Consider the following 24,186-nt stretch of genomic DNA (forward strand, 5'->3'; position numbering starts at 1 on the left):
ATAATCTCCTCAAATTACATATTACGTGCAGGCTCTTCTAAATATATTTCTTCCCCTTCAACAGTATTACTTTTCCCGTTGGTCAGTTCTATCATCCACTCGACGTACTGTTGCTTTTGTCCTTCTGCCACGTATACTTCCATTTCAACATCGGCTAAATAGTGTATGTCTTTTATAGTATACGTAGTGGAATTTCGGAGTTCATTTTCTGCTTTTCCTAAAAGTGTGTAATCGAAAGTTGTGTGCATCACTCTCATTAGTTTTCTTTCCACTATACCAGTATCTGCTAAACCTTCCGATGTACATTTTCCGTATGCGCGGATTAAGCCACCTGCGCCAAGTTTAATTCCCCCGTAATATCGGGTAATAACTACTACTGTATCTTTTAATCCTTTTTTCTTTAGGACTTCGAGAATAGGAACACCGGCTGTGCCGCTTGGCTCACCGTCATCGTTTGCTTTTTGAATATGATCTGCTTCTCCTATTAGGTAGGCAGAACAATTGTGAGTGGCATTCCAATGTTTCTTTTTTATTTCTTGAATGAAGCTTTGTGCTTCTTCTTCTGTTGTTGCTCTATTCACATGTGCAATAAATCTCGATTTTTGGATGACAATTTCGTGCTCGCCATAACCTTTGACGGTATAGTATTGAGCTAACAAGTTCAACTCTCCTTAAAACCAATTGTATGGTATGTGGAAAAACCATACTCTACCTATTATAAAGTTATGGGTGTCTTACTTCAATTATTAAATTGTGCCAAACAGACTAAATTCGACAGTTTTTGAAATATTTAATGTAATTGTAATGTGTTTATATTTTAATCATTCTTAATTACTTGATTCACAATTAGTTTATTTAATGGGACATGTCCGTTCATTTCCGCTGCAGGCACTTGCTTTCCGCGGGGAGCGACGTGAGCCTCCTCGGCGAACCCGCCTGTGGGGTCTCACGCTTCGCTCTACTTCCCGCAGGAGTCAAGTGCCTTCCGCTCCAATTCACTATAGGTTACAAATAATGGTAAATTCAACGGTGTTACAAATTATTTAAATTGATTTAATAACCAACACGGTTTTGGAAAGAAAACATTATTGATATTGGCAACTATATAAGTGAAATTAGTTGCCGATAAAACAACTGAAGAACAAATTTCGACAAGACCGACGGAAAACTTTGTCGGGCGTGGAATAGTATAGGGAGTACGTTATTGTGTTATAGTAGGTACTATGAACCACTGTTTAAAGAAGACTTTTAAATATTCTTCTAAGAATACAGGGTCTTTTGGAGGATGACCTATGTCGCGTAAAGTTATAAACTCAAAACAATTAGATGTAATCATTGAAAAAATGGTGAATGCCGTTGAAACGAGTAAAACGGACATTTTTGAAATCGGTGAAACTTCCCGTCAAGAATTTGAAGGTCTGGAAGCAGAATTGCAAGGTATCAAGTTGGAGATTGCGCAACTCATACATGCTCAAGAAAAACTAGAAACAAAAGTACGGTTTGCTCGTAGTCGACTATCTGAAGTAAGTCGTCAATTTAAAACATACTCAGAAGAACAAATAAGACAAGCTTATGATCAAGCTCACGAGTTACAACTAGAATTAAACACATTGGCGCAAAAAGAACAGCAACTTAGATCGAGAAGGGATGACATCGAAAGACGTCTCATTAAATTACATGAAACAATCGATCGCGCCGACCATTTAGTGAGCCAAATATCTGTTATTTTAAATTACGTTCAAAGTGACTTACAACAGGTTGGCGAACTCGTTGCCGACGTTGCTGAGAGAAGAGAGTTCGGCTTTAAAATAATGGAAGCACAAGAGGAAGAAAGAAGACGACTTTCTCGAGAAATTCACGATGGCCCAGCCCAAATGCTTGCCAACGTTATGATGCGCTCAGATTTAATTGAGAGAACATATCGCGAACGCGGCCCAGAGCAAGCATTAAAAGAGATTCGCGATTTAAAAACGATGGTGCGTTCTGCTCTATATGAGGTTCGTCGCATCATTTATGACCTACGACCTATGGCATTAGACGATTTAGGATTAATTCCTACATTGAAAAAATATATCACAACAATTGAAGAATACCACGGCGGCAAGCCAAGGATTGTATTTTCGTTTTTAGGGGAAGAGAAAAGAAGTGAATCTAATCTAGAAGTAGCTCTTTTCCGTCTTGTACAAGAGTCAGTCCAAAATGCGATCAAGCATGCGAAAGCCAAATTAATTCAAGTGAAATGTGAAATGAGAAAAGACTCTATCACGGTCTTAATAAAAGACGACGGTGTAGGATTCGACACAAACATAAAAAAAGATCAATCATTCGGTCTAATTGGAATGAAAGAGAGAATGGAATTAATAGAAGGCGAATTAAGTATCCAATCCAAAATCGGCAACGGAACACTCGTCATCATCCGCGTTCCAGTTAGATAAAATTGTTTTTAAATTAGAAGTGTTTGTGCTCAATTGGTTTACATACATTCCCCAGATGTTTATTTGCGAGCAAGACGAAGACTCCTGCGGGAAAAGCGGGAAACGGGAGACCCCACAGGTGCGGATGCACCGAGGAGGCTCCCGGCGCCACGAAAAGTTGGAAGCGGCTTGTTCAGCTCCGACAAGCATAAGACAGGGGCGGCTAGAGGGTGTTCTTTGCCCTCTAGATGACCATGGCTTATGTCTCGAGGAGCTAGCCGCTGGAACTAGACACGCCCGCTGAAAGCGAAGTCTTGCTCGCAAATAAACAGCGTTATAAACTAATTCTAATTTAAGGACGAACAAGATAAATACATAGGGAGGAAGAACAATGGAAACGACTAAGATTGTAATCATTGATGACCACCAACTTTTCCGCGAAGGTGTAAAACGCATATTAGATTTTGAAACAAACTTTAACGTAATAGCAGAAGGCGACGACGGCATCGAAGCACTAGACTTAATGGAAAAATATATGCCAGATGTAGTCATCATGGACATAAACATGCCACAAATGAACGGTGTCGAAGCAACCCAAAAGCTTGTAGAAGCATACCCAGAGGCAAAAGTCATTGTTCTATCTATCCACGATGATGAAAACTACGTAACGCACGTCCTAAAAACAGGTGCGCGCGGCTACCTTTTAAAAGACATGGATGCAGATGCACTAGTAGATGCAGTGAAAGTTGTTGCAGAAGGCGGCTCTTACTTGCACCCAAAAGTAACACATAACTTAGTAAAAGAATACCGTCGTTTATCCGAAGGTATTGCTTCTGGTGGTGGTGTTGGACTAGCTTACAAACAAGTAGAAATTCGCCGACCACTACACTTATTAACTCGCCGCGAATGCGAAGTACTTCAATTACTAGCAGACGGCCAAAGCAATAAAACGATTGGTGAAACACTATACATTAGTGAAAAAACAGTTAAAAACCACGTAAGTAACATCTTACAAAAAATGAACGTAAACGACCGTACACAAGCGGTAATTGTAGCAATAAAAAATGGTTGGGTAGAAGTAAAATAACACCAACTAACAAAAGTTTAACCCTCAGCAGATGATGCTGGGGTTTTTTTATTGTCTGTGTTGTGAGTCTTTGATAAGAGCCGAGCGATCGATTGTCTGATTGAACTTATTTCTGGACTGTAATATGTTAAATTGAAGAAGCGGACAAGAAGTACAGAGAAGTGGACGGAAGTTGCCGAGATCCAGACGAAGATGTCGCAGATGCGGACGAAAGTTGCTAACATCCGGACGAAAACGCATAACATGCGGACAATCAGGCATGGCACAGGGGGTATATTTTAGCTTGGCGCACGATTTTTTGGTTTAGATGCACAACTTTCGCCCTCAGGTGCGCAAAAATTGTGTCTAGGCGATCAACTTTAGCCGCTAGGAGCACACAAACGGCAGTTTGCCGCACACAAAACATTGATTTATACCATTTAATAGGCATACGCGTATATGATATAAGAGGGTTTTAAACAAAAAATCAACAAATTTTGTTGTTTTCTTAGAAAAAACCATCTAATTTTATGTACAAAATGGTTAGATGGATAGTTTTTCTTAAGGTAGTAGGGACATGTCACGAATTAGGGGGCATGATGCAAGATTCATTGTTTTTCTAGGAGGATCATACCGTGCACTAAATCCCACACACCAATTTTTTCAAACTACTAATGAAACTTGTGTCCAATTCGTGTACAATCTATAGTAGAAGAAAGAAGACATTTACGTACAAGGAAGGATAACCAATCATGAAAACCGCGATAGTAACTGACAGTACGGCGTACATCCCAGAAGCGTTACGAAAACAGCATAATATATATATGATTCCACTAAATGTCATCTTCGGTGAAGAATCCTACCAAGAAGAAGTGGAACTTAAAGTAGAAGACTTTTATACAGAAGTAAAAAACAAACCAAACTTGCCATCTACATCCCAACCGGCAATCGGCCAATTTGTACAACTATACGAAAACCTAGGCAAAGAATACGATGCAGTCATCAGCATCCACTTATCTAGCGGCATCTCTGGAACATACCAAGGCGCAGTAGCAGCAGCCGAAATGGTCGACAACATCAAAGTGTACCCATTCGACTCGGAAATCAGCGCGATGATCCAAGGCTTCTTCGTACTTGAAGCAGCTGAAATGGCCAAAGAAGGCAAATCACCGGAAGAAATCATGGCCCGCATGGAAGAAATCAAGCTAACAAAACGTGCCTACTTCATGGTGGACGACCTATCACACCTACAACGCGGCGGTCGCCTAAGCAGTGCTCAAGCAATCGTTGGAAGCCTATTACAAGTGAAACCACTACTTCACTTCGTAGACAAAAAAATCGTGCCATTCGAAAAAATACGCACACGCAAAAAAGCAATCAAACGAGTTTTTGAACTGTTCGAAGAAGACGCAGACAAACAAAAACCAATGCGAGCTGTAATCATCCACGCCAACCGCGAAGAAGAAGTACAAGCATACAAAACAGAACTAGAAGCAAAATACCCACACGTAGAATTTTTCATCAGCTACTTCGGCCCCGTAATCGGCACTCACCTAGGTGAAGGCGCAATCGGCCTTGGCTGGTACACAAAATAATACCTGAGATGCTAGCCACCATACTAGCATCTCTTCTTTAAAAAGGAGGAATCATTTTTGCGTGAAACATGGCAATTTTTCCACAAACACATAAACGTTTCAACACCACCACTCAACCCAAACTTCACCTACTCCCAAGACCTAAAACATTTTCTCTTGAGAAAACGCCTACCCGTAGAGGAACTGAATTTCCCAACGGAGCTCCTACGCGCTCATTACCGAAATGGCCACCTCTCACTGCACCAACCTATCATTAAGAAGCAGAATAAGCCATACTGCCCACGTTGTAGTAACAACGACCTACACCTATTCGGCTCCTATCATTGCGCACGATGCAACAAACTTTGCACCTATTGTCGAAACTGCATCATGATGGGGCGAGTTAGTGAATGCTCACCACTCGTTTCGTGGAACGGACCCGACGATACAAAACAACCAACTTCCGACAAACTTCTTCACTGGACTGGCACACTTTCTTCCTTCCAACAACGTGCCGCAACCGAAGTTATTCGAACGGTCGAACAGCAAGACGAGCTTCTAGTTTGGGCAGTTTGTGGCGCTGGCAAAACAGAAGTACTTTTTCCTGGCATCGAAAGAGCCCTTCAACTTGGCCACAAAGTGTGTATCGCGACTCCACGAACAGACGTCGTACTCGAACTCTCACCACGAATCAAGCAAGCATTCTCAACAATTGAAGTCGCCACTTTATACGGCGGCAGCGAAGACCGAAAGAAAACCTCGTGCGACATTACTATTTCTACGACACACCAACTACTTAGGTACTACAACGCATTCGACACCATCATAATCGACGAGGTCGACGCCTTTCCTTACTCATATGACAGAAGTTTACAACACGCTGTTCAAGAAGCACGAAAAGATAAAAGTGCGATCATCTATTTATCAGCGACACCTTCCAAACCGATGCAAAACCTAGTCCACACGAAAACACTAAAGGCTATCAAAATTCCACAACGATATCACGGCCACCCTTTACCAGTCCCACGTTTCGAGTGGTGTGGCAAATGGAGTAAGAAGTTAGAAAAAGGGAAACTGCCAAAGCCAATTTTGAAATGGATACAAGCTCAACGAACTCAAACATTTCTTTTTGTCCCGAGGATCGAGCATATTGAAAAAGTTTTGGCGATTTTACAGGATTCCAACGTAGCTGGAGTTCATGCAGAGGACCCTGAAAGGAAAGAAAAAGTAGCGAAGTTTCGAAAAGGAGAAATACAGATGTTAGTGACAACGACTATTCTCGAACGTGGCGTAACTGTACCAAACGTCCAAGTGGCTGTGCTCGGTGCGGATGACCACATTTTTACAGAAAGTGCGTTAGTACAAATAGCTGGCCGGGTAGGGAGAAGTGCTTCGTACCCTAGTGGGGATGTTACATTTTTTCATTATGGAAAAACAAAAGAGATGGTGGCGGCACGAAACCATATTGTGAAGATGAATGAAGAGGCAAGGAGGTTGGCGGAACGTGAGTCGATGCTTCATATGTGATCAAGCGACGGATGCGAAGTTCGGGTGGACAGCACTTTTTCAGTTAGAAAAGGAAAAACGGGTATGTGATAAGTGTGAGGAGCGGTTTGAAAAAATTACTGGTCAAACATGCAGAGTTTGTTTTAGACCAGGAAGTGGTTTGTGTGAGGATTGTGTGAGGTGGGAGGAGCACAAGTTGCAAGCGACGTTGACACGAAATGTTTCGTTATATCGGTACAATGACTTTATGAAAGAAGTGTTAGCTCGGTATAAGTTCCGTGGCGATGTAGTATTGGCGGAAGTTTTCCAACAGGAAATGAAGAGGCTGTTTCGTCATTATTTTGAAAATCAGAATCCCCTAATTGTTCCTATACCACTAAGTGAGGAGCGGTTGTTTGAGAGAGGTTTTAATCAGGCAGAATTACTTTTTGGTGGTAAGGTCGCTTATGCACTTAAACGAAATGAATCGGAAAAACAGTCGAAAAAATCGAGACAGGAGCGTTTACAGTTAGCGAATGTTTTTCAGTTAAATGGGGATGTGAAAGGAGAATCGATTGTGCTAATTGATGACATTTACACAACCGGGATGACGCTACGGATGGCGGCGAAAGTTTTGAAAGACGGTGGAGCAAAGGAAGTGTACAGCCTTACATTGATTCGGAGTTAAACATTGTTTACCCCATGCCGATATTAATAGTAGATATTTATGTGAGAGGGGTATCATCATGAGCAATGTTGAAAATTGCCCGAATTGTGGAGCTATATTTGTAAAAAATGCATTTCGTGAAGTTTGTACAGAGTGTGCAAAAACGGAAGAAAAGATATTTGATGAAGTGTATAAATTTATTCGCAGACGTGCCAATCGTACGGCGACGATGGAGCAAGTAATCGAGGCGACTGGCGCTACGGAGAGTCTTCTAGTAAAATTTATTAAAAAGGGTCGAATTTCTCTGGCGCAATTTCCAAATCTCGGGTATCCTTGTGACCGATGCGGCGAGTTTACACGTACCGGTAGATTGTGCGTAAACTGTAGCAGTGTAATTCAAACAGACCTTGCACAAGCAGAACGTGAAGATGAGCGAAAGAAAGAAGCGTTGAGAGCTTCGAAAACATATTACGCAGTAGACCGCGCAAAAGGAAATTGGGAGAAAGAATAAACATTTTTATAAAACTACCGATAAACGATATAGATATGTTGAATCGAAAAGAGGGATCTTATGAAAATAAATAATATCGGACAGATGGGAGTTAACCCATATCGAAAGCAAATGGAAAAGCCTGTCCAACAAACAAACACAGGGCCAAAAAGTGACAAAGTAGAAATCTCACCCGAAGCAAAAGGACTACAAGAAACGTCACAATTCCAAGAAGCCCGCAAAGAAAAAGTAGCCCAACTAAAAATCGCAGTCCAGAATGGCACATACCAAGTAGACGCAAAAACAATAGCGGCGAAAATGACGGATTTTTATTTCGGAGGTAAGTAGTAGCTTAGTGGGTGGGTTATAGGAATAAATATATAACCTTCATTCTAGAACCTAGCTTAAATATTACTACACCTAAGTTGAGCTTCGCGGCATGTGCGAGACTCCTGCGGGAAAGCGAGTCAAGGGAGACCCCACAGGCGCATGCGCCGAGGAGGCTCCCGCGACCGCCCGCGGAAAGCGAAGTACATGCCGCGAAGCTCAACTGTCTAGAAACGAATCATAAATGAATTCTAAGATGAAAGTGGGGTTATGAATGTCTATACAAAACATCACCATACTACTAGAAAAAATACTCACGCTTCATCAACGATTGCTCGAACAAGCAGTATCCAAAACAGAACTAATCAAATCTGGCAACCCAGACGAACTACAATCACTGCTCAAAGAAGAACAAAAGCTTGTACAAGCTATTGGCCAGCTAGAGATAGAACGCCTAAAACTTATGCCAAACGCAGACGGCACCATCACTACTCTAATAGAGAGCACAAGCGGCTCTGATACAAATAAATTAGCACAACTAAAAGAAGAACTAACTACAATCGTTCTACAACTAAAAGAACAAAACGAACTTAACCAACAACTTTTACAACAATCGTTACAATTCATAAACGTAACCATGAATACACTAAAAGGCCCAGAAACCCAAGTCACATACGACAAGCCAACAGCTAAAAAAGCACCGATAACATCATCGCGTTCGATTTTTGATTCAAAAGCTTAGGAGGAACCAATATGCGTTCAACGTTTCACAGTTTGGAAGTAGCAAGAAGAGGACTAACAACACAACAGACGGCCTTGCAAGTAACAGGTCATAATATCGCCAATGCGAACACACCAGGGTTCTCGCGCCAACGTGTAAACTTTGTGCAAACAGAACCATATCCTCCAGCATCCATGAATCGCCCGCAAATTCCAGGGCAGCTCGGAACTGGTGTACAAGCTGGTAGCATTCAACGTGTACGTGAAAGTTTCCTAGATATACAATTTCGTGGAGAAAACAACAAACACGGGTATTGGACAGCACGTGCAGACTCCTTACAAAAGATGGAAGAAATAATGAATGAACCGTCCGAAACAGGTCTATCCAAAACACTTGACCGCTTTTGGCAATCATTCCAAGATTTAGCTGTTAATCCAACGAACTCAGGAGCTCGCTCCGTTGTAAGACAGCGTGGAATTGCAGTAGCAGATACATTTAACTACTTATCCAATTCCATTCAATCCATACAACAAGATTTGAAAAATGAATTAGATGTTACGGCAAAGCAAATTAATTCAATATCCAACAGAATTAATAATCTAAATAAACAAATCTCGGAAGTTGAACCTCACGGATTGCTACCGAACGACTTATATGATGAGCGAGATCGACTTGTCGATGAATTATCCCAACTTGTAAATATTAAAGTGACGAGAGTTGGTTCGGGTGGAAATGCAATGGAAATTGCAGAGGGTAAATACACCATTGAAATTGTGGACGATAAAGGATTTCCAACAGGAATAAATGGTGTAATAGTTGATGGCAATTCTTTTCGTACAAGACCTATTTCCTTAGATTTTGATGATAAAACGGGTCTTGTAAGAGACATTAAAATTGGTGATGTGGGAATTACAGTTTCCCAATTTAGCTCTAGTGGAAAGTTTAAAGGTTTAATAGAATCTTACGGATACATGGTAGGAAACGAATCAAAAGGAATTTATCCTGATATGAATAAGCATCTCGATACGATTGCTTACGACTTTATAGCAGAATTAAACCGAGTTCATAATGCGAGTTGGAGCAATTCTAGTATGGATGCCGGAGAGCATATTACTTTCAATTTCTTTGAACCGTTAAATGCTAGAGAAGGTGCTGCAAGCAACATAAGCCTTGATGCGGCAATTATGACTTCACTAGACAATATCGCAGCATCCACATTTAATAATGGATTAGTAGTAGATGGGACATTTAATGGATTTGGTAACTTAACAAACGTTTCTGTTGAAATTTTGACGATGAAAAACCCTACAACAAACCAACTAGAATATAAATATAAAATTAATGATCGTTCAACAAACCCTGTTACAAACGTATTCGAATCTAATAACTTTCAATCGTTTGACAACTTAATAACAAACCTGGAAAATAACCCAGGCTTTACAGGAAGCACGCCACCAACAAACCTTAACTTAAATGCTGCGTCCATTGATTTTACAAGAGTAAAAGAAGGAGACAAATGGTCTTTCAATCTAGTAGAAAAAGGGCCTGTTAAAGGTAATTTAGGGGACGGTAGTGGAGCAATTGCACTTGCAGAAGTAAAAAATAGACCATTAAGCATTGGTGGTGTAACGACTACTATCCAAAACTATTACGAGAGTGTTATTGGAGGTATGGCAGTAGACGCACAAGAAGCCGATCGACTTTCGTACAACAGTGAAGTGTTAAAGTCATCTGTAGACCAGAGACGACAATCTATTAGTTCTGTCTCTCTAGATGAAGAAATGACAAACATGATTCAATTTCAACATGCTTATAACGCTTCGGCTAGAATGATTACATTAACAGACGAACTGTTAGATAGAATAATTAACGGCATGGGATTAGCAGGAAGGTAGGTGACCGCAGATGCGAGTAACACAATCTATGTTAGCTGGTAATAACCTTAAACATATTAGTCAAAGCTATAACCGAATGGGAAAAATTCAAGAGCAATTAGCTACTGGGAAAAAAATCACAAGACCTTCTGATGACCCGGTTGTAGCGATGAAAGGAATGTACTACCGTACAAACTTGTCTGAGATCCAGCAGTATAAACGAAACTTATCAGAAGTTTATGGTTGGATGCAGGAGTCAGAGGCGGCAATTGAGCAAGGGACAAATGTGTTAAGCCGTGTGCGAGAGTTGATGATTCAAGCATTAAATGGAACGAATTCTCCTGAAGACAGATCGGCTATTGGAGCAGAAGTTGAACAGTTAAAAGAGGCGATAGTTCAGATTGCCAATACACAGTTTGCAGGGAGATATATTTTTAACGGTACAGCTGTTGATGTACCGCGAGTGACAAATGGAAGCGACCCTTCCTCCGTAAAAACATTAAACGAACCTTTTATGGTAGAAGTCTCAAAAGGAATTCAGCTTCAAGCTAACATCAATGCAAATAACGTTTTTAACGAAGAGTTATTTACGATTATGAATACGATTGAAAAAGGCCTAAAAGGTGATGGAACTGTAGACTTAAACAGTATGTTAGGAAGACTAGATAAGCAATTTGATTCAATGAATGCTGAACGTTCTGAGCTTGGTGCTAGATATAACCGATTAGAGATGGTAGATGAGCGTATTGCTTATCAAGAATATATTGCAACTAGAGTCTTATCAGATAATGAAGACGCTCATTTGGAGCAAATAATTACAGATTTGAAAAACCAAGAAAGTGTACACCGAGCAGCTTTAGGTGTTGGTGCACGAATTATTCAACCTTCTTTATTAGACTTTTTAAGATAAAGCTATCTACTATTGTAGGTAGCTTTCTTTATAGGAGGATTTATGAGACTACCACAACTCTCGATAGAAACGAAACCGATGATAATTGAGTCTTCTAGTACTTGGCATTCACTAGAAATAGAACAACCTCCAGCTACTATTGATATTCAACAACCGCAAGCTGAAGTAACTATGCAGACAACGCCAAGCAAACTTACCATTGATCAAACGCAAGCATGGGAAGATATGAATTTAAAGCATATCTTTAGAGTTGTAGAAGAAGACGCAGATATGGGAAAGCAGAGTGTTCTAGAAGGAATGGCACGAATGTCTGAAGATGGTGATGAGCTAATGAAAATTGAGACAAAGCATGATGCGATAGTAGCTGTTAGCGAAAGAAATGGCATGCCAAAAATGCATGAATTTAATATTGGATTTATTCCTGCTCATTTTAGTGTGAAGATTAATTATGAACCGAGTCAATTACAAATTGATGCTAGAGTGAATAAACCAACCATCAACAGTCATTCTAATAAAGTAAATATTACCTATAAACCTGGAGACCTCACAACGACGGTTCAACAATATAACTCTATAACTATAGATTTTGAAATATAACGATATAAAGGACGGATGATCAATGAATATCTCAACTTGCTACCACGGAGAAGTTACAATTAAAAAAAAGGATATAATTACCTTTCAAAACGGAATACCTGGGTTTGATGAAGAAAAAGAATTTATCCTTATAGCTGTTACAGAGGATGAAACTTACTATGCTTTACAAAGTATTCAAGATGAGAACTTAGCATTTATTGTTACTAATCCGTTTTTATTTTTCCCAGACTACGAATTCAAACTAGAGGATACCGTAAAACAGGTGTTAGATATAAATGAAAAAACCACTATAGAATTATTTATTATATTAACAGTGGCTGAACCATTTGAGGAAACAACTGCTAACTTACAAGGACCAATAATTATTAATAAAGAAAATAAATTAGCAAAGCAAATTATTATTAACAACAATAGCTATCGTACTAAACACCTCCTACCTGTTTTAATAAAGGAGGAAAAATAATGCTAGTACTATCTCGAAAGCAAAACGAAACAATAATCGTCAACGGGAACATTGAAATCACTATCCAAAGCATAGAAGGCGAACAAGTAAAAGTAGGGATCAAAGCTCCAAAAGAGATCGACATTTTTCGGAAAGAGGTATTAGATGCAATTCAAGAAGAAAACAAAAATGCATCTTTTAAAAAAATAGATATAAAAAAATTAAAATAATATGTAAAGTTTTATAAAAACATGTCGATATAAAAAATGTAAAACAAAAGTCCTAAGTCGGCCGACGAAAAACTTTTGAAAAAAACCACATGGATGTGGAACGAAAATTCAAGGAGGAAAACTATTATGATTATCAATAACAATCTTAATGCAATGAACTCTCACCGTCAGATGGGAATGAATACTAATTCAGCAGGTAAAGCTATGGAGAAGTTATCTTCTGGTCTTCGTATTAACCGTGCAGGTGACGATGCAGCAGGTCTAGCAATTTCTGAAAAAATGCGTGGACAAGTTCGTGGATTAGAACAAGCATCTCGTAACTCTCAGGATGGAATTTCACTAATTCAAACAGCTGAAGGTGCATTAAATGAAACTCATGCTATCCTTCAAAGAATGAGAGAATTAGCAGTTCAGGCTTCAAGTGAGACTTATGAATCTGATGATATTACTCAAATCAATAAGGAACTAGTTGCATTATCTGAAGAGATAACTAACATATCAACTAATACTAAATTTAATGGTAAGGATTTATTAGTTAGTGGTGGTACTACTCATGAAATCGCTATCGGTGCTAATACTGAAAGTATGACAATTACTGTTGCTGCTGCTGATATAACTACATTAACAGTAGGTACTCCGGCTGTTACAGATAGAGCCACTGCTCAGACGTTTCTAGGTCAGGTTGATGTTGGAATTGGTCTTGTGTCAGATAATCGTGCAGCGTTAGGTGCAGTTCAAAATCGCCTAGAGCACACGATTAAAAATCTAGATAATTCTTCGGAAAATTTAACTGCTGCTGAATCACGTATTCGTGACGTAGACATGGCTAAGGAAATGATGGAGTTTACACGTTCTAACATCCTTAACCAAGCTTCTCAAGCAATGCTTGCTCAAGCTAACCAACAGCCACAAGCTGTATTACAATTACTTCGTTAATTTTATATTTAACGTAATGAAGACTCTAGTTATGCTAGGGTCTTTTTTTATATAGTGGAAAAATTATTTGATTTATGTAAGAGTAGAATAAGAAAAAATTTAAACTATCGTTATCAGTGTTTGGATGATATTACGAGGGTTTCTGTTATTATAATAAATATAGGTATTATTAACTAATTTTGTGTTAATAGTTTATTAGTAATTATAGACTATTAACAACCGCCTATTTTCCTATTATCCTAGTAATATAACTATTAATATTTTCCAAGTGAAAAAGGCAAATCATAGGAAACTATGAGACGCAAAGCCAAGGGCCTGTTCTACGAGTTTTTATACGTAGATGGTAGCCGGTTGCCACAAGGGATCATAGTCCTATTCTATGAACCTTGTTAAGGTTCTTTTTTATTTGGGCAAAAATCCGAAAGGTGGAACTTAAGTATGGAAAGGTTTTTTAAAAAAGTTACAATTCTTGCTATATTTCTTATTTTGTCACAAGTTTTGTTACCGGTTGTAAGTGCACTAGCGAATACTAGCTCGATGTTACCTCCTAGTAATCTTGCAGTTCAAAAGGTTACACCAGATGATATTCAGCTGACTTGGGGACAAGTCCATGGTGCAACAGGGTACAATATTTATGAAATTACAGAGGGTCAGATTATTTTTCATGGAAAAAGCACGACAACTAGTTATTCTGTAAAGGGCTTAGCTGAAGGTTCCTATCAATATGTAGTCTCTACACTTGTTGGGGATTGGGAGTCAGGTCCAAGTGCACCGGTTTCTGTTAACATAGAGTATCCAATTATGGAAGCGCCAGCTACTGTTACTAGTGTAGTTCAAAATGGGAACGATATCGTGTTGAACTGGCCTGCATCTTCTTATGTAGAAAGTTATCAAGTACACAAAATCAATGATGATGGTGTGGGGGAAGTAATTTCAACTGTATCTTCCAGTACATACACATTGGAAAACGTAACAGAAGGGAATTATTCCTTTGCTGTATCTGCAAAGAATGCATTGTATGGGGAATCTGATCAATCTAGCCCGGTACAAGTAGAAGTTGTTTTCCCTACAATGACAGCACCAAACAATGCTGCTTATACGTTAAATAATGGAAATGATATTACATTAAAGTGGGATGCAGTTCCGTATGCTATTCAATATAATGTGTATCAGGTAACAAATGAAGGTAAAACATTAATTCATACAATAAGCGATACAAAGCTAACCTTACCAAATATGAATGTTGGACAATACATTTATGAAGTTCATTCTACTAGTGATAGATTTGGAGAATCGGTAAGTGGCAGTCAAATTACGGCTGAAGTATCTGATATAACAATGACAGCCCCTAGTAACTTTACTTATAGAATACAAAATCTTAACGATGTTGTATTGACCTGGACTGCCGTACCGTATGCTACGAATTATAAGGTTTATCAAGTGAAAAATAGTGAAAAAACTTTAATTAGCACAGTGACAGGTACATCTATTACGTATACGAACTTGCCTGGTGGAGATTATGTATACGAAGTGCATGCAAATAGTGATCGTTTTGGTGAGTCCACTGAAGCAAGTAGCGTTTCTCTGACTGTAGAAGCTGTTACGATGAAGGCTCCGACTAACTTTGCGTATAAAATTAATAATGGAAATGATATTTCTTTAAGTTGGAATAGCACACCTAACACTAATAATTACAAAGTGTACCAAGTTATCAATGGAGAAAAATCGTTGAGAAGTAAAGTTTCAGGCACAAGTGTTACGTATTCGAATATGGCAGAAGGGGAGTATTCTTTTGAAGTTCATTCTTTTTCTACCAAGTATGGTGAGTCAAATGAAAGTAGTAAACTATCTATCGATTTAGTACATCCAGTTGTGCTACCTCCTAGTAATTTAATTCAATCTATTAATCATGCAACAAGTTTCTCGCTGAACTGGGACGCAGCAACTTTTGCAACAAATTATCGAGTTTACCAATTAGTAGATGGTCAAAAAGTATTGAGAAGTACGACTACTGGAAGAAGTGTAACGTATTCTAATATGGCACCAGGTGAGTACACGTATATTGTTCACACATATTCTAATCGTTTTGGTGAGTCACCGGAAGGAACGCAACTTAAAGTAACTTTAAACGGGCAAACGATGCAACCACCGACGGTTACTTCTACCGTAAATAATGGAAATGATATTCGATTAGCTTGGAATAGTGTTCAATATGCGAACAGATATCATATATACGAAGTGATGGATGGAGAAAGAGTATTGAAAACCTCGGTTACTGGTACAGCTGTTACGTTTTCTAACTTACCAGAGGGAGAGTATCATTTTGTTGTTCATTCTGTTTCCAATTTATTGGGAGAATCACCAGAAGGAGCAAAACAATTAATTACGTTAGTACATCCCGTAATGGAAGCACCAAAGAATATCACATCCAGAGTCCAAAATGGCAATGATGTAGTTATAAATTGGGGATCCGTTCCTTTTGCTAATAGTTATAACGTATATGAACTAGTTGACGGCAAAAAAGAGTGGAGAAGAACGATAACTTCCTTGTCTACTACTCTAACAAATGTAGCAGAAGGGGAACGTCATTATGTTGTCCATTCTGTAAGTAATCGATTTGGCGAATCAATCGAAGGTAGTGAAGTTTCCGAGTCTATTATTTTTCCTGAAATGCAAAAACCTCAAAATTTCACGTACACAATTAATAATGGCAATGACGTTGCACTAAAGTGGGATGCCTCTTTATTTGCGAATAGTTACAAAGTGTATCAATATATCGACGGAGAGTTAAAGTTGGAAAGAACGGTGACAAGTACTTCTACCACGTTTAGTAATATGCTAGAAGGAGAGCATGAGTATATCGTACATGCTTATAGTTCACGTTTTGGTGAATCTATGGAAGGAAGCGAAGTGACCCTAGAACTTGTTCATCCATCAATGCAAGCACCAATTAACTTAACGTACAGTATGAACAATGGAAACGATATTGTACTACGTTGGAATAGCGCACAATTTGCGACAAATTATTATGTGTATCAAGTAATAGGTGAAGAGCTTGTATTACAAAGGACGTTAACTGGCACAGCAGTAACTTTTGTTAATATGCCGGAAGGGAACTATGAATATGTTGTTCATTCCTATAGTTCACGATTTGGAGAATCGCCAGAAGGTACTCAGATTTCATTTGAGTTAATTCATCCAACAATGCAAGCACCTGAAAATGTAACCTATAGTATTAACAACGGGAATGACATCGTTTTAAGATGGAATAGAGCGGACTATGCAACGAACTATCATATTTATCAATTAATTGATAGTAAACTAGTTTTACAAAGAACAGTAACAGGGACTTCGGTAACTTTTGCTAACATGCCTGAAGGAGATTATCAGTATGTCGTTCACTCTTTTAGCAACCGCTTTGATGAATCACCCGAAGGAAGCTTATTGCCATTTACATTAGTTTGGCCAGTAGTTCAATCACCACAAGTTACGGGAACTGTATTTAATGCGAACAACATTACTTTTACTTGGCCAATAGCGAGTTGGGCTACTGAATATAGAGTATATAAAGTAACAAACGATACTAGAGAATTATTATATAAAGGTACAGCGCGTAACTTTACTGTCCATAACTTAACAGAAGAGACACATTCCTTTGAGGTAACGTCTTATCATACTAGATTTGGAGAATCGGCCCCATCTAATCTCATAACAGAGACAATTGTTTATCCTGTGATGCAGGCTCCAACAGCTAATCTAGTGTTGTTAAGTGATACTAGTGCAAGAATATCTTGGAACTTTGTAACGTATGCAAATGGGTACAATATTTATGAATTATTAGACGGCGAACTTGTCTTAGTAGCCGAAAAGGTAAACAACTTATCCTATACGATTACGAATATGTCTTATGCTAACCATGAATATGTTGTCACAGCATATAGTAATTCTTTCGGAGAATCAGATCCGTCCAATAATGTGTTAGCAAAACTAATCGTTGATACAGAACCTCCAGTAACAACTATTCATGCACCAGAAAATTGGACAAATGATAAGGTGACAGTTACTTTAACAGCTACAGACAACGAAACAGGAGTTGCGAACACGTTTTATTCTATAAATGATGCTGGTTTTGTGGCAGGAACAACGTTTACCGTTGAATCAGAAGGTGTTCACAACATTGCCTATTATTCCGTTGATAAAGTAGGGAATAAAGAAAACATAAAAACATTCAAAGTGAAAATAGATAAAACGCTACCGACAACAACTTCTAATATGAATCAAGATTGGTTAAACACTGCTTTTGTTGTCGAGTTAGTTCCTACAGATGCAAGCAGTGGAATAGCTAAAACGTATTATGCGATTAACAATGAAAACTTCATAGAGGGGACAAGCTTCACCCTTTCAGAAGATGGTATTTATGAAGTGAAATATTATAGTGTGGACCATGCTGGTAATGTAGAAGAAATAAAAATGGAACTTGTTAAAATAGACAAAACAGCTCCTGTGACAACATCGAATATAGTAACAGAATGGTTAACAGAAGATTTCGAGTTGGAACTACTAGCAGTAGACAATCATAGCGGAGTATCTGAAACTTATTTTTCTATCAATGGTTCACCATATATACAAGGTACAAGCTTCACTTTTGAAGAAGACGGTATATATGAAGTAACATATTTCAGTAAAGATATTGCGGGGAACATAGAACGAATAAATACGGAGTTTGTGAGAATTGACAAGACTGCACCAGAGACATCATCGAATATTGGTAACGAATGGCTAACAGAGACATTTAAGATGGAATTGCAATTTGTTGACAACAATAGCGGTGTATTTGAAACCTATTTCTCTATCAATGGTTCATTATTTACTCAAGGCACTAGCTTCACTTTTGAAAAAGAAGGGGTATTTGAAGTAACGTACTTTAGTAAAGATCATGCAGGGAACACTGAGCGATTAAAAAAGGAGCATGTGAAAATAGACAAGACCGCTCCAGAAACATCATCGAATATCGTGAACGAATGGTTAACAGAAACATTCGAGATGGAATTATACGCAACGGATATTCATAGCGGCGTATCGGAAACCTACTATTCTATTAATGGTTCACCATACGTGTCAGGTACAAGCTTCACTTTTGAAGAAGAAGGGATTTATGAAGTAACATATTATAGCATAGATAATGCAGGAAACATGGAACGCATAATTACTGAATTTGTAAAAATAGACAAGTCTGCACCTGTTGCAACATGGGAGTATGCAGATGAATATGAATTAGACACTGAATTAGATTTGTTTTATCATGCTACTGATTCACTTTCTGGAATTAGACAAGAATCATTATTAGTTAATGGAAAAGTGTATCAACTTGGCAATAAGCTAGTTTTAGATAAGCCAGGTAAATATACAATTCAGTTAGAAGTTATAAATCATGCAGGGTTAGTAACGAAGTTAGAAAAGACTTTTGTTGTTTACATTCCTCTAGCAGATTTTGAAGTTCTTCCAAAAGTCATCACACCAAATACAGGGGTATTTACTGTAAAAGTAACTTTACCAAGTAAATTTAATAGCAATGGCTTTGACTTAGATACTATTACACTAAATGGTGTACAGGCTTTAAGTACAAACAATGGATACAAACAACAAGCAAGATTAGGACAATTCAAATTTAACCGTAGCGACCTAGATTGGGGACAACATGAACAAACATTACAATTTAGAGGTTATGTTGATGGCCAACTAGTTGTAGGGTACACGACGGTTAAGGTTCAAGGAAAAAAATAAACATTTTTGAATAGTTTATATTGAGGGGGCCATATGGTCCTCTCTTTTTATTAAAGAATTGCTGGAAGTTGTCGATATAAAAAGAAGAATACCTCTGATACTAGAAAGCGGGGATGATGATGGAGATTTCTTCTTCTACTTTAACAAGTTTTCTTTCAAGTAATATTTCAACTACTTCTATCAATTCTACTTCTACAATAGAGAAACAGCCAGTGACACAAGAAGAGCAAAGTAAGGTAGAGCATGTTGTGAAAAGCATGAACCAATTTTTACAACCTTTGAATACAAATGTACAGTTTTCATTTCATGAAGAACTGAATGAATATTATGTAGCAATCATCGATCAAGAAACGAAGGAAGTTGTGAAAGAAATCCCGCCAAAGAAACTTCTCGACATGTACGCAGAGATGGCGAAGTTTATGGGATTGTTTGTTGACCAAAAAATATAGGGGGGAGATATAGTGAGAATTAGTGGATTTAACAGTGGGATGGACATAGATCAAATGGTAAAAGATTTGATGAAAGCAGAACGCATGCCATTGGATCGATTTTATCAAAGAAGAACAACGTTAGAATGGCAACGTGATGCGTATCGTGAGATGAATACGATGCTTGCAAGCTTTCGTGATGTTTCTACCAATCTAACAAGAACAACATCTTTAGGTGCCAAAACAGTAACTTCCTCTAATAATAATGTAGCAACTGCAACGGCGTCTTCAGGTGCTGCGTTAGGATCATATACGTTATCAAATGTGACCTTAGCTAAAGCAGCGACAAATTTAAGTGATAGTAAGATATCTAGTAGTGGATCGATAAATCCTACACAAAGCTTATGGAGCCAACGCGATAAGCTAGATCCTTCCTTTAAAAGCACTACAGCTAATCATCCACAAGCAGAAATAAAGGTAGGTGCAGATGGAACAAGTTTCCGATTAGCAAAAGGTGCCATTGCAGGAGAACTTTCTGAGAATGTTATTACGGTTAGAGATGGTGAAGAAGGAGTTAAAACATTTAATGTAAAGTATGAGCCTTTAGTAGAAGGAGATACAGGGTCTGTCTATGTTAATAGAGATACAGGTGAAATGATTTTCGGTTCTGCATTACAAAAGGGCGACACGATTCAAGGTGATTTTACGTTTGACCATCATATCATTACATTTTCGTTAAAAACATATGATGCCCAAGGAAATGAAATTAATCCTGATCCCATTAAATTGGACGCAACCGCGACGTTAAACCAAGTGTTATCAGAAATTAACAACTCTTCTGCTGGTATTACGGCGTTCTATCACGAATTTTCCGATAAGGTGATGCTTACGAGGAAAGAAACAGGAAACTTAGGGGATGGGAATCCGGGTATGGAATTATCCGGGAGTTTCTTAACAGATGTGTTAAAGCTAGACTCTGCAAACGAATCAATTGGATCCAATGCAAGTTTCAATATTAATGGTCTATACACGGAGCAAAAAGGAAATACCCTTTCGATGAATGGGATGACCATTTCTTTAAAGAGTAACACTGAGGAGACTGTTAATTTAACGGTTAATGCAAATAACGATAAAGCATTAGAAGAAGTAATGAGCTTTGTAAATAGTTACAATCAATTAATCGAAACGATTAATGGTAAAATAAATGAACGTAAAAATAGAGGCTTCCCGCCGTTAACTGATGAACAAAAAAGAGAGTTAAGTGACAAGGAAGTAGAACTTTGGGAAGAAAAAGCGAGAAGTGGTCTACTACAAGGTGACTCTACATTGCGTTCTGCTCTCGATCAATTAAGAAGAAGTGTATATAACACCGTTTCTGGTGTGGATACAGCTTATAACCAATTAGCGAAAATAGGTATTACGACTAGCCGTGACTTTCGTGAAAATGGTAAATTAGTAGTCGATGAAGCAAAATTACGACAAGCATTAGCGGATAACCCGAATGCCGTCATGCAGCTATTCAATAATGCTGGAGAAGGTATTGCTCATAAAACGAGAGAAATTGCGAACAATACGATTCGAAGCATTGAAACGCGCGCAGGAAATCAATATAGAACAAATCAACAATTTTCTCTTGGTCGAGAATTAATTGATGTAGAAAGAAGAATTACTGACTTTGAGAGAAGGTTGGCTGGAATTGAAAACCGATATTGGAGTCAGTTTACAGCAATGGAAAAAGCATTAGGGCAAATGAACAGCCAAGCGAATTATCTATACTCACAATTTATGTCATAGAAAGGGATATGATAATGGCTATGAGAAATCCATACAAAACATATCAAGAAAATAGTGTTTCAACGGCATCACCAGGAGATCTAACAATGATGCTCTATAATGGGGCAATTAAAAACATTAAGTTAGCTAAACAAGCGATGACAGAGAAGAACATCTCAGAAAAACATACACAGCTCATGAAAGCACAAGCAATCATTCGTGAGTTTATGGTAACGTTAAATATGGATGTGGAAATTTCTAAATCATTAATGGCAATGTACGATTATATGAACAGAAGACTAGTAGAAGCGAATACTAGTAATAAGGTCGAGATATTAGACGAAGTAGAAGGTTTATTAGTAGAATTAAGAGATACGTGGAAGCAAGTCATTCAAATAAATCGAGAGCAACAATATGGCCAAGGCGGCAAAGTTTGATGAACCGGCTTTTAGTTTATCAAAAGGTTACAGAAGCGCTTTTTCATCATTTAGAAAAAGAGGATATGCTTGAAGAAGAAAATGTAACAAAATTAAATGATTTTTTAGTAGCAAGAGAAAGACAGTTGAAGGGGATTGTTCCGCCTTATACAGATGAGGAAAAATCCATTGGTAAAGCAATCATTCCTCTTGATGAAAAAATTAAAGAACTATTGTTAGCTAAAAAAATAGATTCTAAAAACGAATTAATAAAAATTCAAAAATCGAAGAAAACGACAAAAGGTTATGCTAGCTCTAATCAAAATATAAGTTCTGATGGGATGTATTACGATAAGCGAAGCTAGCATTTAAAAGCGAGTGAGTTAGGTGATGTAAATGGTAACAATAAAGGAAGAGCAATTTAACGTTATTAAACATTACTATGAGTTAGTAGAAGTTGTGGAAGAAGCAATGCAATACTTGAGTTCCGACCGGTTTAATGAGGATGGGAAAGTGGAGCAGAAGGTGATACAAGAAAGTTTAATGGCAATTGCGAAAATAGCGGAAGCGAATGAACATTTAAAGCGTATCTTCTCAGAAGCTCCTGAAAAAGTGCGAGCATTCAATCAGTTTGAAAGCTTCCTAGACGAGCTAGATCGCCTAAACGACGTGTTTGATATCTCCTTCCTAAGAAAAGAAACCATCCAACACCACGTCGCTCCTGCTTTTGAAGCGTGGAAAATCGGCGTCGAAGAGCAACTAATAAAATACATTGTGCACTAAAACGAAAACCTCCTGAGAAAATGGGAGGTTTTTTGTGTATGTTTTAACTCCTATAGGTGAATATTAAATAAGGTGGGCTGTAATAGAAATACAGGTTAGCTTCATAGAAGAAACAATTGATGTGCGCTACAGGTGGGAGACTCCTCGAAAATGCATCCGCATTTTCTTCGTGCGATGTATCGCTGTCGTAGCCTTCCTTGTCCTGCGGGGAAAGTGCGTCAAGGGAGACCCCACAGGCGCTTGCGCCCAGGAGGCTCCCGAGACCACCCGCGGAAAGCGAGCACCTGTAGCGCACATCAATAGTTAGTACCCTATACTTTTAATAATATAGCAAGTTTTAACCCTACTAAGCATATATTTAATTTACCCCAATACCCAATATGTTCACGACCTATTCAAAGTTCACAAAAAATTAAAAATTCTTTTACGTTTTGGAAGGAATCATGTAGGGTATTGTAGAAATATGTATACATAGCCTTTATAATAAAGGTAAGAAGTAGTTCTCGTCACACACGAGAGAAACTTCGTTATAAGTTACATGCAGGTAGGTTGTGGGCCATTAGACCTATCAGTATTCAAAGGAGGAGTTCGTTTATGAAGTACAACGTACGCGGTGAAAACATTGAGGTAACTCCAGCGATCAGAGAGTATGTAGAAACGAAAATTGGAAAAATTGAGCGCTATTTTGATTCTACAGAAAATGTCGAGTGCAAAGTGAATGTGAAAGTAATTAACAATGACCAAAAAATTGAAGTAACGATTCCAATGACTGGGTTAGTACTACGTGCAGAGGAAAGCCACAGTGACTTATATGCAGCGATTGACTTAGTTGTTGATAAATTAGAGCGACAAATTCGTAAACATAAAACGAAAGTAAACCGTAAAATGCGCGATAAAGGTACACCTAAATATATGTTTAACGATGCTGTAGAAGCAGTATCAGTAGCGGTGGAAGACGACGAAGACTTCGATCTAGTTCGTACGAAACGTTACAACCTAAAACCAATGGATAGCGAAGAAGCAATTCTCCAAATGAACATGCTTGGCCATAACTTCTTCGTATTCTTAAATGCAGCTACAAACGAAACGAATGTTGTGTATAAGCGTCAAGATGGAAAGTATGGATTAATTGAAGCACATTAAGGTAAAAAAAAGCATCGGGTTTCGATACGGGAACCCGATGCTTTTCTATGTTTAAAGGCAATATAAACAATAGCTAGGATGGATCATAATCCACTGTTACCCAAAAGAATGCATGGAGAAGTTTTG

At 38.3% G+C, this 24,186-nt stretch carries 22 protein-coding genes and 1 riboswitch; of the genes, 21 read left to right on the plus strand and 1 reads right to left on the minus strand.

The annotated features are described in order from the left end of the window. Positions 1-14 precede the first annotated feature (14 nt). A complete protein-coding gene (locus tag CDZ89_RS02790) occupies positions 15-659 on the minus strand; it encodes a YigZ family protein (protein WP_100333201.1) in 645 nt (214 codons plus the stop codon). Between the two features lie 633 nt (positions 660-1,292). Here CDZ89_RS02790 and CDZ89_RS02795 point away from each other — a divergent pair. The 21 genes from CDZ89_RS02795 (at position 1,293) to hpf (ending at position 24,060) form a co-directional block, all read left to right on the plus strand. After that, positions 1,293-2,435, plus strand: coding sequence for a sensor histidine kinase (locus CDZ89_RS02795; RefSeq protein WP_100333202.1), 1,143 nt, complete (start codon positions 1,293-1,295; stop codon positions 2,433-2,435). A gap of 370 nt (positions 2,436-2,805) precedes the next feature. Next, positions 2,806-3,501, plus strand: a complete 696-nt coding sequence (locus tag CDZ89_RS02805) for a response regulator (RefSeq protein ID WP_100333204.1) — start codon at positions 2,806-2,808, stop codon at positions 3,499-3,501. A 731-nt stretch (positions 3,502-4,232) separates the two neighbouring features. Next, the gene (locus CDZ89_RS02810) at positions 4,233-5,075 is read left to right on the plus strand and encodes a DegV family protein (RefSeq protein ID WP_096156593.1); all 843 of its coding nucleotides are present in this window, start codon (positions 4,233-4,235) and stop codon (positions 5,073-5,075) included. Positions 5,076-5,132: 57 nt separating this feature from the next. After that, a complete protein-coding gene (locus CDZ89_RS02815) occupies positions 5,133-6,581 on the plus strand; it encodes an ATP-dependent helicase ComFA (RefSeq protein WP_100333205.1) in 1,449 nt (482 codons plus the stop codon). A 175-nt stretch (positions 6,582-6,756) separates the two neighbouring features. After that, positions 6,757-7,227 carry a ComF family protein gene (locus CDZ89_RS02820; RefSeq protein ID WP_227521427.1) on the plus strand — a complete coding sequence of 157 codons (471 nt, stop codon included), beginning with the start codon at positions 6,757-6,759 and terminating at the stop codon, positions 7,225-7,227. A gap of 58 nt (positions 7,228-7,285) precedes the next feature. Then, positions 7,286-7,717: a TIGR03826 family flagellar region protein gene (locus CDZ89_RS02825; protein WP_100333207.1), complete on the plus strand. Its 432-nt coding sequence runs from the start codon at positions 7,286-7,288 to the stop codon at positions 7,715-7,717. 60 nt (positions 7,718-7,777) lie between these two features. Beyond that, entirely contained in the window at positions 7,778-8,044 is a 267-nt protein-coding gene (gene flgM, locus CDZ89_RS02830) for a flagellar biosynthesis anti-sigma factor FlgM (protein WP_100333208.1), read from the plus strand. Between the two features lie 253 nt (positions 8,045-8,297). After that, positions 8,298-8,765 carry a flagellar protein FlgN gene (locus CDZ89_RS02835; protein ID WP_100333209.1) on the plus strand — a complete coding sequence of 156 codons (468 nt, stop codon included), beginning with the start codon at positions 8,298-8,300 and terminating at the stop codon, positions 8,763-8,765. An 11-nt stretch (positions 8,766-8,776) separates the two neighbouring features. Further along, complete coding sequence (flgK, locus tag CDZ89_RS02840) at positions 8,777-10,639, plus strand: flagellar hook-associated protein FlgK (RefSeq protein WP_100333210.1); 1,863 nt, start codon at positions 8,777-8,779, stop codon at positions 10,637-10,639. Between the two features lie 10 nt (positions 10,640-10,649). Next, complete coding sequence (gene flgL / locus CDZ89_RS02845; protein WP_100333211.1) at positions 10,650-11,528, plus strand: flagellar hook-associated protein FlgL; 879 nt, start codon at positions 10,650-10,652, stop codon at positions 11,526-11,528. A 42-nt stretch (positions 11,529-11,570) separates the two neighbouring features. Beyond that, on the plus strand, positions 11,571-12,125 hold the full coding sequence (locus tag CDZ89_RS02850; RefSeq protein ID WP_100333212.1) for a DUF6470 family protein: 555 nt from the start codon (positions 11,571-11,573) through the stop codon (positions 12,123-12,125). 22 nt (positions 12,126-12,147) lie between these two features. Beyond that, the gene (gene fliW, locus CDZ89_RS02855; protein ID WP_100333213.1) at positions 12,148-12,588 is read left to right on the plus strand and encodes a flagellar assembly protein FliW; all 441 of its coding nucleotides are present in this window, start codon (positions 12,148-12,150) and stop codon (positions 12,586-12,588) included. Beyond that, positions 12,588-12,797: a carbon storage regulator CsrA gene (gene csrA, locus CDZ89_RS02860; RefSeq protein WP_100333214.1), complete on the plus strand. Its 210-nt coding sequence runs from the start codon at positions 12,588-12,590 to the stop codon at positions 12,795-12,797. Before fliW ends, csrA begins: the two co-directional genes overlap by 1 nt. Before the next feature lie 126 nt (positions 12,798-12,923). Beyond that, complete coding sequence (locus CDZ89_RS02865; RefSeq protein WP_100333215.1) at positions 12,924-13,733, plus strand: flagellin N-terminal helical domain-containing protein; 810 nt, start codon at positions 12,924-12,926, stop codon at positions 13,731-13,733. Positions 13,734-13,999: 266 nt separating this feature from the next. Beyond that, positions 14,000-14,092, plus strand: a riboswitch (cyclic di-GMP riboswitch). Between the two features lie 79 nt (positions 14,093-14,171). Beyond that, complete coding sequence (locus CDZ89_RS02870; RefSeq protein WP_100333216.1) at positions 14,172-19,517, plus strand: fibronectin type III domain-containing protein; 5,346 nt, start codon at positions 14,172-14,174, stop codon at positions 19,515-19,517. Between the two features lie 113 nt (positions 19,518-19,630). Then, the gene (gene flaG, locus CDZ89_RS02875) at positions 19,631-19,966 is read left to right on the plus strand and encodes a flagellar protein FlaG (RefSeq protein ID WP_100333217.1); all 336 of its coding nucleotides are present in this window, start codon (positions 19,631-19,633) and stop codon (positions 19,964-19,966) included. 12 nt (positions 19,967-19,978) lie between these two features. Further along, positions 19,979-21,739, plus strand: coding sequence for a flagellar filament capping protein FliD (gene fliD, locus CDZ89_RS02880; RefSeq protein ID WP_100333218.1), 1,761 nt, complete (start codon positions 19,979-19,981; stop codon positions 21,737-21,739). 14 nt (positions 21,740-21,753) lie between these two features. Next, positions 21,754-22,155: a flagellar export chaperone FliS gene (fliS, locus tag CDZ89_RS02885; RefSeq protein ID WP_100333219.1), complete on the plus strand. Its 402-nt coding sequence runs from the start codon at positions 21,754-21,756 to the stop codon at positions 22,153-22,155. Beyond that, positions 22,155-22,499, plus strand: coding sequence for a flagellar protein FliT (locus CDZ89_RS02890; RefSeq protein WP_100333220.1), 345 nt, complete (start codon positions 22,155-22,157; stop codon positions 22,497-22,499). The genes fliS and CDZ89_RS02890 overlap by 1 nt, the downstream gene beginning before the upstream one ends. Before the next feature lie 31 nt (positions 22,500-22,530). After that, a complete protein-coding gene (locus CDZ89_RS02895) occupies positions 22,531-22,917 on the plus strand; it encodes a DUF8042 domain-containing protein (RefSeq protein WP_100333221.1) in 387 nt (128 codons plus the stop codon). 594 nt (positions 22,918-23,511) lie between these two features. Then, complete coding sequence (hpf, locus tag CDZ89_RS02900) at positions 23,512-24,060, plus strand: ribosome hibernation-promoting factor, HPF/YfiA family (RefSeq protein ID WP_096156613.1); 549 nt, start codon at positions 23,512-23,514, stop codon at positions 24,058-24,060. Positions 24,061-24,186 lie beyond the last annotated feature (126 nt).

It is taken from the genome of Bacillus alkalisoli (genome assembly GCF_002797415.1).
GTDB lineage: Bacteria > Bacillota > Bacilli > Bacillales > Bacillaceae_I > Bacillus_CD > Bacillus_CD alkalisoli.

Bases quoted from the DNA above. Each gene is read 5' to 3' on its own strand.
- CDZ89_RS02795 (WP_100333202.1), top strand. From the start codon at position 1,293: ATGTCGCGTAAAGTTATAAACTCAAAACAATTAGATGTAATCATTGAA.
- CDZ89_RS02805 (WP_100333204.1), top strand. From the start codon at position 2,806: ATGGAAACGACTAAGATTGTAATCATTGATGACCACCAACTTTTCCGC.
- CDZ89_RS02810 (WP_096156593.1), top strand. From the start codon at position 4,233: ATGAAAACCGCGATAGTAACTGACAGTACGGCGTACATCCCAGAAGCG.
- CDZ89_RS02825 (WP_100333207.1), top strand. From the start codon at position 7,286: ATGAGCAATGTTGAAAATTGCCCGAATTGTGGAGCTATATTTGTAAAA.
- flgM (WP_100333208.1), top strand. From the start codon at position 7,778: ATGAAAATAAATAATATCGGACAGATGGGAGTTAACCCATATCGAAAG.
- CDZ89_RS02835 (WP_100333209.1), top strand. From the start codon at position 8,298: ATGTCTATACAAAACATCACCATACTACTAGAAAAAATACTCACGCTT.
- flgK (WP_100333210.1), top strand. From the start codon at position 8,777: ATGCGTTCAACGTTTCACAGTTTGGAAGTAGCAAGAAGAGGACTAACA.
- flgL (WP_100333211.1), top strand. From the start codon at position 10,650: ATGCGAGTAACACAATCTATGTTAGCTGGTAATAACCTTAAACATATT.
- CDZ89_RS02850 (WP_100333212.1), top strand. From the start codon at position 11,571: ATGAGACTACCACAACTCTCGATAGAAACGAAACCGATGATAATTGAG.
- fliW (WP_100333213.1), top strand. From the start codon at position 12,148: ATGAATATCTCAACTTGCTACCACGGAGAAGTTACAATTAAAAAAAAG.
- csrA (WP_100333214.1), top strand. From the start codon at position 12,588: ATGCTAGTACTATCTCGAAAGCAAAACGAAACAATAATCGTCAACGGG.
- CDZ89_RS02865 (WP_100333215.1), top strand. From the start codon at position 12,924: ATGATTATCAATAACAATCTTAATGCAATGAACTCTCACCGTCAGATG.
- CDZ89_RS02870 (WP_100333216.1), top strand. From the start codon at position 14,172: ATGGAAAGGTTTTTTAAAAAAGTTACAATTCTTGCTATATTTCTTATT.
- flaG (WP_100333217.1), top strand. From the start codon at position 19,631: ATGATGATGGAGATTTCTTCTTCTACTTTAACAAGTTTTCTTTCAAGT.
- fliS (WP_100333219.1), top strand. From the start codon at position 21,754: ATGGCTATGAGAAATCCATACAAAACATATCAAGAAAATAGTGTTTCA.
- CDZ89_RS02890 (WP_100333220.1), top strand. From the start codon at position 22,155: ATGAACCGGCTTTTAGTTTATCAAAAGGTTACAGAAGCGCTTTTTCAT.
- CDZ89_RS02895 (WP_100333221.1), top strand. From the start codon at position 22,531: ATGGTAACAATAAAGGAAGAGCAATTTAACGTTATTAAACATTACTAT.
- hpf (WP_096156613.1), top strand. From the start codon at position 23,512: ATGAAGTACAACGTACGCGGTGAAAACATTGAGGTAACTCCAGCGATC.